This window comes from Kineosporia sp. R_H_3 (assembly GCF_002198675.1).
Lineage (GTDB): Bacteria > Actinomycetota > Actinomycetes > Actinomycetales > Kineosporiaceae > R-H-3.
Map to the genome: position 1 here is coordinate 1 of NZ_MWLL01000044.1, position 8,361 is coordinate 8,361.

The 8,361-nt window shown below is 76.7% G+C and carries 8 protein-coding genes; 1 reads left to right on the top strand and 7 read right to left on the bottom strand.

What is annotated here, in order from left to right:
- Nucleotides 1-44 precede the first annotated feature (44 nt).
- The 7 genes from ECOMGDLI_RS02915 to ECOMGDLI_RS02950 all read right to left on the bottom strand — a co-directional run bounded on the left by ECOMGDLI_RS02915 (nt 45) and on the right by ECOMGDLI_RS02950 (nt 7,610).
- Nucleotides 45-440, bottom strand: a complete 396-nt coding sequence (locus ECOMGDLI_RS02915; RefSeq protein ID WP_088313430.1) for an MmcQ/YjbR family DNA-binding protein — start codon at nt 438-440, stop codon at nt 45-47.
- A gap of 56 nt (nt 441-496) precedes the next feature.
- Nucleotides 497-1,759, bottom strand: a complete 1,263-nt coding sequence (locus ECOMGDLI_RS02920) for a DUF1501 domain-containing protein (RefSeq protein ID WP_088313453.1) — start codon at nt 1,757-1,759, stop codon at nt 497-499.
- A 97-nt stretch (nt 1,760-1,856) separates the two neighbouring features.
- Nucleotides 1,857-3,554, bottom strand: a complete 1,698-nt coding sequence (locus ECOMGDLI_RS02925) for a DUF1800 domain-containing protein (RefSeq protein ID WP_158220872.1) — start codon at nt 3,552-3,554, stop codon at nt 1,857-1,859.
- A gap of 307 nt (nt 3,555-3,861) precedes the next feature.
- On the bottom strand, nt 3,862-4,572 hold the full coding sequence (locus ECOMGDLI_RS02930; protein WP_088313436.1) for a hypothetical protein: 711 nt from the start codon (nt 4,570-4,572) through the stop codon (nt 3,862-3,864).
- Between the two features lies 1 nt (nt 4,573).
- Entirely contained in the window at nt 4,574-4,969 is a 396-nt protein-coding gene (locus ECOMGDLI_RS02935) for a hypothetical protein (RefSeq protein ID WP_143447478.1), read from the bottom strand.
- 1,353 nt (nt 4,970-6,322) lie between these two features.
- Nucleotides 6,323-6,796: a hypothetical protein gene (locus tag ECOMGDLI_RS02945; RefSeq protein WP_088313444.1), complete on the bottom strand. Its 474-nt coding sequence runs from the start codon at nt 6,794-6,796 to the stop codon at nt 6,323-6,325.
- A gap of 136 nt (nt 6,797-6,932) precedes the next feature.
- Nucleotides 6,933-7,610, bottom strand: a complete 678-nt coding sequence (locus ECOMGDLI_RS02950) for a hypothetical protein (protein ID WP_088313447.1) — start codon at nt 7,608-7,610, stop codon at nt 6,933-6,935.
- Nucleotides 7,611-7,744: 134 nt separating this feature from the next.
- On the opposite strand from ECOMGDLI_RS02950, the gene ECOMGDLI_RS02955 reads away from it, so the two are divergent.
- Nucleotides 7,745-8,122, top strand: a complete 378-nt coding sequence (locus ECOMGDLI_RS02955) for a hypothetical protein (protein WP_143447479.1) — start codon at nt 7,745-7,747, stop codon at nt 8,120-8,122.
- The last annotated feature ends 239 nt before the right edge of the window (nt 8,123-8,361 follow it).

Genomic DNA, 8,361 nt, shown 5'->3' on the forward strand with positions numbered 1-8,361 from the left:
CCCGACAGGCCCGCCCGACAGGCCCGCCCGACGGACCCGCCGGGTCAGCGCGCGGTGTCCAGCCGGGCCACCCGGCGCGGTCCGGCGGTGAGCCGGTAGGAGGCGTCGAGCAGCTCGCCGACCTCGGCCCAGTCGGTGCGGTCGTCGAGCTCGAGGCCGACCCAGCCGGAGGCCCCGAGGTAGGCGGGCACGTAGCACCGCTCGTCCTCGACGAGCGCGGCCCGCTCGGTGGGGTCGGTGAGCACGAGCAGCGAGTGCTCGTGCTGCACCCACTCGCCGTCGATGCGCTGCGAGCCGCCGTAGTAGGCGAAGACCTTCGTCGTGGAGAACGCGGGGTGACCGTGCGAGATCTTCTCCGCGGCGTCCGGGAAGGCCAGCGCCAGCTCGCGGACCCGGGCCAGCAGCGGGTCCGCCTCGTCGAACATCAGCGGGTGCGCCATCGGCCCAGCCTGCCGTCCCCGGGCCCGGGCTGTCACGCCGTCCGTCAGACCGCCGGTCAGGCCGCGGAGGTGATCCCCAGCGTCGAGCCGGTCCAGCCCGGGAACACCGTCGCCACCTCGCCGGCGCTCGCCCCGGCCCGCGAGCGCAGGACGTCGGCGAGGACGGCGCGGTAGTCGGTCGTCACGGTGAGGTCGCCGTCGGTGAGGTCGACGTCCCGCAGCCCCGGCCAGGTGCCGAACACCCGGCCGCCGTTGACGTGGCCGCCGAGCACGAACATCGCGTTGCCCCAGCCGTGGTCGACGCCGGCGTTCTCGTTCTCCTCGGCCCGCCGGCCGAACTCGCTGATCGTCACGAGCGTGACCCGGCCGAGGTCGGTGCCGAGGTCGGTCGCGAAGGCGGAGACGGCGTCGTCCAGCTCACGCAGGTGGTCGCGCATCCAGCCGCCGTCGGGCCGGCCGAGCCCGGAGTGCATGTCCCAGTCGCCGTAGTCGATCGTCGCGACCCGCAGCCCGACATCCGCCCGGACGAGCCGCGCGACGTCCCGCAGCTGCCGGCCGAGGTCCGAGTCGGGGTAGTCGGCGCCGTTGGACGGCGTGTAGCCGGCCTCGCGCATCGCGGCCGTCGTCGCGAGCGCCCCGAGGGCCGTGCCCGCCGACGCGGCGAGGCGGGCGTCGGAGTGCGCGAACGCCGTCCGGAGGAACGTCGACCAGGCGGGCAGGTCCTCGGTGTCGACGCCGTCGAGGCCGAAGTCGTCGACCGAGCCGACCCCGAGCTCGGGGTAGTCGCCGAGCAGCGACCACGGCAGCCCGCCGCCGCCCACCTGGACCGCGCCGAACGGCCCGGACGCGTCGTGCAGCGACAGCACCCGGTCGAGCCAGCCGGTGCGCAGCGGGCTGCCCGGTGTCGCGGCCTCGACCTGGGCCATCGCCTCGAAGTGGGACCGGTTCGGCACGGCCAGCCCGGTCGCGTGGACGACGGCGAGCGAACCGGCGTCGTAGAGCGCCTTGAGACCGGTGAGCGCCGGGTGCATCGCGAACGTCGCGTCGAGCCGCAGCCCCAGCCCGGCCGGGACGGCGATCGTCGGGCGCAGCCGGGCCAGGTCCGGGTCGCCGACGGGCGCGACGGCGGAGAGGCCGTCGAAGCCGCCGCGCAGCGAGAGGACGACGAGGGTGTCGCCGCTGTACGGCGTGCCGCCCGCGGCGAACGCCAGCCGCGGCGCGAGCACCTCGGAGCCGAGCGCGGCGAGCAGGCCGGCGACGGCGCCGCCGGCGAGGACGCCGCGCCGGGTCGGCCCGGCGGCCGCGCGGGAGCGGGACACGGCGGCGCAGTCGGCGCACTCACGACCGGTGACGGGCACGGGAACCTCGCAGGTCTGGGGAGAACGGTCGGTGGCAGAAGGGTTGTCGCGCAACGGGTCAGGCCGTGAGCTGGTACGGCGTCTGGAGCATCGCCGCGACCCAGTGCTCCAGGCGCCACGAGAGGAACCCGTCGGCGGCCCCGAGCGGCGTCGACGCCGTGAGGCCCATGACGGCCAGCAGCGCGTCGCGGTCGGCGGCGAGCATCGGGGCGCCGAAGAGGGTGCGCCCCGCGGCGTCGACGGCCGCGCCGCACGTGGCGGGCACCGCCGTCCCGAAGAGGAAGCCCTGCAGGTCGGGCCGCACGAGCGAGTGCCGGGCGGTCCAGCCCTGGACGAGGTCCATCGCGCCGTTCCAGCGGCCGAGCAGGGCCGCGGTGCCGAGCCAGGCCGAGGACTTGAGCGGGTAGCCCTCCGGCGTCGCCCGGGCCAGCGGCGACATCCCCGCCTGCTCCATGAGCCACGCGAGGTCGCCGGTCGCGTCGGCGGCACCGGTCAGGGTCGGGCGGTACCCGAGGGTGCGGACGACGGACACGAGGTACTCCTGCGGGCGGCGCACCTTCGCGCCGTGCGCGGCCTCGAACTCGGGCGAGGTCAGCAGCTCGCGCAGGACAGGGGCGATCCGGGTGCCCTGCGCGAGGTAGAGCCGGGCCAGCCGGTCGACGAGGGCCTGCGGGGGAGCGTCGGAGACGAACTGGACGGCGAGCCGGCGGGCGATCCGCCAGGCGGTGTCCTCGTGGTGCGCGAGGTAGGTCACCAGACGCCGGGCCACGGCGAGCCCGCCGGTCTGGGTCGGGTTCGGGTCGGTGAAGCCGAGCACCCGGACCGGCCCGACCCAGTGCTTCCAGGGCGCGTAGAGGAACTCGCCGGAGTCGCGGGAGACCGACAGCCCGGTGAGGACCCGCGCGCAGTTCAGCACCCCGGCCTCGCCGTACGGCGACCCGACGCCGACGCTGTGCAGCTCGAGCAGCTCGCGGCCGAGGTTCTCGTTGGGGTGCTCGTCGGTCGACTCGGCGTTGTTCAGGTAGACGAGCATGGCCGGGTGCGTGACGACCGCCCACAGCAGGTCGGCGTACGAGCCGAACGCCCTCGCGCGCAACATCTTCGCGTAGTGCGCACGGGAGGCCGCGGTGTCGGACCACACGTCGACGTTGAACAGCTGCGACCAGAACTCGACCATGACCTCGAGCAGCTGGCGCTTCGACCAGCACTGCCGAGCGACCTGGTGGGAGGCGATGGCGCGCTGGTGCCGCCAGCCGGAGAGCGACCCGTTGTCGAGCAGCTCGTTGACGTGCCAGATCGGCTCGTCCAGGTGCGAGAAGGACGCCGCCAGCCAGGCGTCGCACTGCCGGTCGTCGATCGTCGCCGGCGCGAGCTGGCGGTCCACCCAGGCGTTGCGGCCCAGCGCCCGGAGCTCGGCGAGGGCGCCGGGTGCCGGGCCGAACGTCGCGCGGCGCAGCAGGTGCAGGTCGAGGTCGCGGGTCACGTACGGGACGGCGGCCCGCACGCTGCTCGCCCGGGTGAGCTGGAGCCGCAGGCCGTGGTCGTAGACGAGGCCGGCCTTCGCGGCCGACCACACGTACGGCACGAGGACCCAGGCGCCCGCGGCGTTGCGCTCCTTGTAGGCGGTGCGGCCGTAGGCCTTGGTGACCTGCACGGTGACCGTCGTCCGGGTGGCCTTCGTGACCGTCGTCCGGTCGGTCGCCCGGTCGTACCGGTACGCGAGCGCGACGAACTTCGTCACCCGCTTCGTGGGCACCGCGGCCGCGGCGGGTCGTCGGTACGGCGTCCGGCCGGGAGCCGGTCGGGGAGCCGGTCGGGGTGGCGGCGGGTGCGGCGGGCATGCGGTGTCCTCCGACGGTCGGCCTGGGGGTGCAGCCACTGTCCCGAGGCGCGCCGGTGACGACGGACGGCCGACCGGGTGAGTGCGATCGGTGGATGCGTCACGGGTCCCTGGGGTGCGGTCACGGTCGGTCGGGGCCCGGTCCTGCGGCCGGCGGTCGTGGCCGGTGCCGTCACGCCGGGTGCGCGTCAGGGGCGTCCGGGCCCGCCGCGGGCACCGACCGTCACGCGGCGATCTTGACCTTTCCGCGGGCCGTTCCACCCGGACGGCGCAGGCCGGCGACGACGAGCAGCCCGCAGGCGAGCGCGGCGAGGCCGCCGACGACCCACAGCGCCTGCGTCGTCCGGCTGCCGAGCAGCCCGCGGCCGGTCCAGTCCAACCGGCCGTCGACGGTGAACGGCCGGTCGCCGTACAGCCCGCGCAGCCGCCAGGTCGTCAGCGCGTGCGGCCGGGACGGGGCGTCGACGACGGCGGCCGGCCGGCCGAGGCCGCCGTAGTGCGTGCGGGCGTCGTGCCAGGTGGCGACGGGCTCGAGCCCGAGCGGCTCCCAGCGCGGCGGCCGGGGCGTCTGCGCGGCCGGGGTGTCGGCGGTGACGAGGCCCGAGCCGAAGCGGCCGTTGACCCGGGAGGTCACCGACTCGACGTTCTCCTGCGCGCCCTGCGGGCCGATGCGCAGGTAGGGCTCGCCGTCGTAGCCGAGCAGCACCAGGTCGACAGCCGTCGTGTTGCGGACCCGCACCCAGGACCCGTCGCGGGCGACGTCGACCGTGACCCCGGCGACCGCGGGGGAGACCGCCGTGACCCGGCTGCGGTAGAAGGGCGCGTCGCCGCCGGAACCGTGCGCGGCCGCCGGTGCGGCCGGCCCGAGCGCGAGCAGGAGGCCGAGCGCCGCGACGAGCGCGGCCCTCGGCCGCCGGCCGGCGCGGGGGCGCACGTCAGCCCCCGAGGAACGCGCTCTGCGGGATGCCGCAGGCCTTCGCCGCCTTCGCGACGTCCTCCCGGGCCCGGGCGGCGAGGTCGGCGGCCTTGGCCGTGTCGCCCTTGCCGAGCGCGGTGTCGACGCCGTGCAGGTGGGTGTGGAGCGCGACCCCGGCGTCGTGCACGCGCGGGTCGCGCAGGCCGGGCAGGATGCCGTCGAGCGCATCGGCGACGGCCTTGGCCTGCGCCTGCGTCGGCGTCCCGGAGAGCCCTGCCTTGGAGACCTCGGCCGCGAACCCGGAGCAGGCCTGGGCCATCTCCTGCGGGGTCAGGGTCGTCCCGCAGCCCGCGAGGAGCACGAGCGTGCCCGCTGCCAGGCCGGCCGCCGTCCGCCGCACCGCTGTGGTCCGCACACGTCCTCCTCAGGGCCGGGCCGGGCTCAGGCGCCGAGCAGCAGCGCGAGCCCGGTCATGGTCAGGACCACCATGATGGCGAGCAGCGGCACCTGCGACGCCACCGGGCGGCCCGGCGGGGGCGCGGCGGCCGCGAGCGCCAGCGCACGATCGTGCGCGAGCACGGTGCCGGCGACGTGGCCGCCGACGATCGCCGCGACCTGGACGAGCGAGATCGTCCGGGCCGTGACGAGCAGGTAGTCGACGCCGCGGCCGGTGAGGCCGAGCAGGTCCGCCCCGGTCGCGAACGGGTCGCTCAGGAGGATCCAGGTCGTCTGGCCGTCGAAGAGGAGCAGCGAGAAGTAGTGCGCGACGGCGTACCCGGCGGCCACCGGGACGAGCGTGTGCGCGAGCGGCGCCGCGGCGCCCGGGTAGCCGCCGAGCCGGCCGGCCAGCCCGGCCCCGGCGGCGAAGAGCAGCCCGACGAGGGCGACCGTCGTGACGAGACCGGACGTCGACGGCAGGACCGCCTCGCCGCCGGCGCCGAACCCGTTCTGCCACCACTGCGTCCGGCCCACCCCGTCGAACGCGGTCGAGCCGACGAGGACGACGACGACGGCCACGAGCCCGCGCCGCACGGGCAGCGCCGCTGCGCCGTCCAGCGGGTTGCGCAGCACGAGCGCGCCGTCCGCCCGGCGCCCGACCGGGGCCAGCGCACCGAGCAGCCGGGAGTACACCTCGAAGCCCTCCCCCCGGAGGAACCAGCGCTCGCCGACGACCGCGGCGGCGCCGAGGTGGACCAGGGCGTAGGCGACGAGGAACGCCCCGACGCGGCGCGGGTCGCTGCGGTCCGGCGCGGCGAGCTCGAACCACGCGAACGCCAGGAGCGACAGCGCCGCCGGCCGGTACCCCCAGCCGTCGGCGAGGTCCGGCCTGACCGGCGCCGGGAGCACCCGGGCGAGGAGCCGGTACGCCGTCCGCAGCGGGTTGAGCGCACCCCAGACCGGGCCGAGGAGCAGGCTCACCGGCACGAGCCCGACCCAGAACGTCACGAAGAACGCCCACGGTGCGGCGTTCTGCGCGACGTCCGGCGAGCCGGCCAGGGCGATGACGACGACGAGCACCGTCAGCGCGAGGACGACGGCCTGCAGGGCGAGCCGGGGGCGGCCCTGCGCGAGGGCGGCCACCGGCCCCGGGAGCGGCCGCCCCGCCGTCGCGCCGGCGAGCCGCGGCGTCCGCCACAGCGCGCCGAGCGCGACGAACGAGACGAGCACCGCGAGCCNGGGAGGTCGGCCCGGGTCCCGACGCCGTGGGCGAGCGGGCCCGCGCCGACCGACAGGCCGACCGACAGGGCCGCCGAGACGAGGTCCGGGGTCACTGCACCTGGAGCTGGACGAGCTGCAGGCCCTTCTCCTCCAGCTCGACCTCGAAGACGCCGGTCACGGTGGCCTTGAACTTCAGGTCGGCGGTGCCGCCCTTCTCGACGTCGGCGTGCTTGTCGTAGCCGTGGAGGTGGATCTCGTCGGCGACGTCGCTCGTGACGCGCAGGATCACCGTCGAGCCGGCCTTGACCTTGACCCGGCCCTTCGGCCCGGTGACCTTGCCGCCGGCGACCGTGATCTCGACGAGCTGGCCCTCCTCGGTCGGCGTCGGCGTCGGGGTCTCGGTGGCCGTGGGGGTCTGGCTCGGGGTGGAGGCGGACGGCGCCGGGGCGCTCGACGTCGTGACCGGCGGGGCGGACGTGGCCGCCGCCGTCGACGAGCCGCTCGCGCAGCCGGTGAGGGTCACGGCGCCGAGGGCGGCGACGGTGAGCAGGAGGGTCGTGGTGCGCGTGGGACGGCGGTTCATGGACGGATCCTCTCGTGGACCGGGTGGGTCGACGGCGCGGACGACGCGCGCGTCGACGAAGGATGCGGTGCACCGGAAGGAGGTCACGGTGCGTCGGACGGTGCGTTGACGGAACGGCCGGGGCCGGACGGGTTGCTCAGACCGCGAGCGGCGGGCCGCGCCGCGGGTGCGCGGCCGCGGCCAGGACCTGGTCGCGCAGGACCGCCACGGCAGCGCGGGGGCGCACCCGCAGGCGCTGCCCGACGGCGGGGACGACGGCCGCGGGCACGGTGAGCCGCAGCGCCGGGCGCACGGTGCGCAGGGCGGCCCAGGCGGCCGCCTCGCCGCGCCGCAGCCACCAGGCGGCGACGAGTGCGGCCAGCAGGTGCGCCAGGAGCATCGCGTGCCCGGGGTAGACGTGGGCCGCGTACCCGCCGGCCGGTCGGCTCACGAGGAGCGGGTCCGCGGCCCAGGCCCGGGCCGCGGCGTCGGCCCGGCCGGGGCAGAGCACCTCGTGGACGAACGTCGTGAACGCCGTCCCGGGGACGCAGTGGCACAGGCACAGCACGAGGTGCAGCACCGCCTGACCGGCGAGGAGCATCACGGTGACGCCCGCGCCCGAGACCTCCCGGCGCCGGGCCGGGAGCCCGCAGAGCGCCACGAGCACCAGCCCGACGGCGAGCAGCCGCGGCGGCGGCGCCTCCTGCTCGACGAGCACGTGCCCGGCGGTGCCGAGGGTGCCCGCGACGGCAGCGAGCACGGGCAGCCGCAGCGCGAGCGCGACACGCGCGGACGGCGGCACGTCGGCCGCCGGGCGCACCGCGGTCGCCGACATGGTCGCGAGAGTAGGCGGCCCGGCCGCCCGCGTCGATCGACAAGGCCGAAGACCAGCCCATCGGACGGTGCGGACTTCCGCCGTCCAGGCGTGTCGCCGTCGCCCGGTGGTGACGTTAACGCAGACTGCTGCCCATGGAGGGGACCGCTGACGACCGTCGCGTGGTGCGGCTCGTCGTCGACGTGCTCGCGACGCCGGAGCAGGTGCACCTCCTGTCCACCCTCGTCGGCGACGCGCTGTGCGGCCTGCCCGACGACCACGAGGGGCCGTGCCGGGTCGCCTGGCGGATCGCGCACGCCGTGGAGGGGGAGGCCGCCGACGGCCCGGTGGCGCTGGCGCCCGCCGACGTCGCGCAGGTCCGGGCCGCCCTCGGCGCCCTCGAGGTCCTCGCGCCGGCCGACGCGCTCGCGAGCCTGCGGGCCGAGGTCGAGGCGGCGCACGGCGGTCATCAGGTCGTCCTGCCGGCGGACGGGCCCGGGCTGCGCCTGAACGGTGGTCCGACGCGTTCCTGACGGCCTGCTGGTGACAGCGGGCTGTCGCACCGCGACGGTGCGTCCACCTGCTGCGCAGAGCCCGGCAACGACGGTTGACAAGATCGCCAGGTCGGCGAGAGTGTCCGACCCGATCGTCCGCTGCCCGAGGAGGAACCGGCCGCATGTCCGCCGACGCCGGCCCGCCCGCGGACCTGCCCGCCGACCCGCCGTCGGACCTCCCCGCCGGTCCGGCCGCGGACGTCCCCGAGGGCCCGGCG

Coding starts and splice junctions, on each gene's coding strand:
- ECOMGDLI_RS02955 (WP_143447479.1), top strand. CDS start 7,745: ATGGAGGGGACCGCTGACGACCGTCGCGTGGTGCGGCTCGTCGTCGAC.
- ECOMGDLI_RS02915 (WP_088313430.1), bottom strand. CDS start 440: ATGGCGCACCCGCTGATGTTCGACGAGGCGGACCCGCTGCTGGCCCGG.
- ECOMGDLI_RS02950 (WP_088313447.1), bottom strand. CDS start 7,610: ATGTCGGCGACCGCGGTGCGCCCGGCGGCCGACGTGCCGCCGTCCGCG.
- ECOMGDLI_RS02945 (WP_088313444.1), bottom strand. CDS start 6,796: ATGAACCGCCGTCCCACGCGCACCACGACCCTCCTGCTCACCGTCGCC.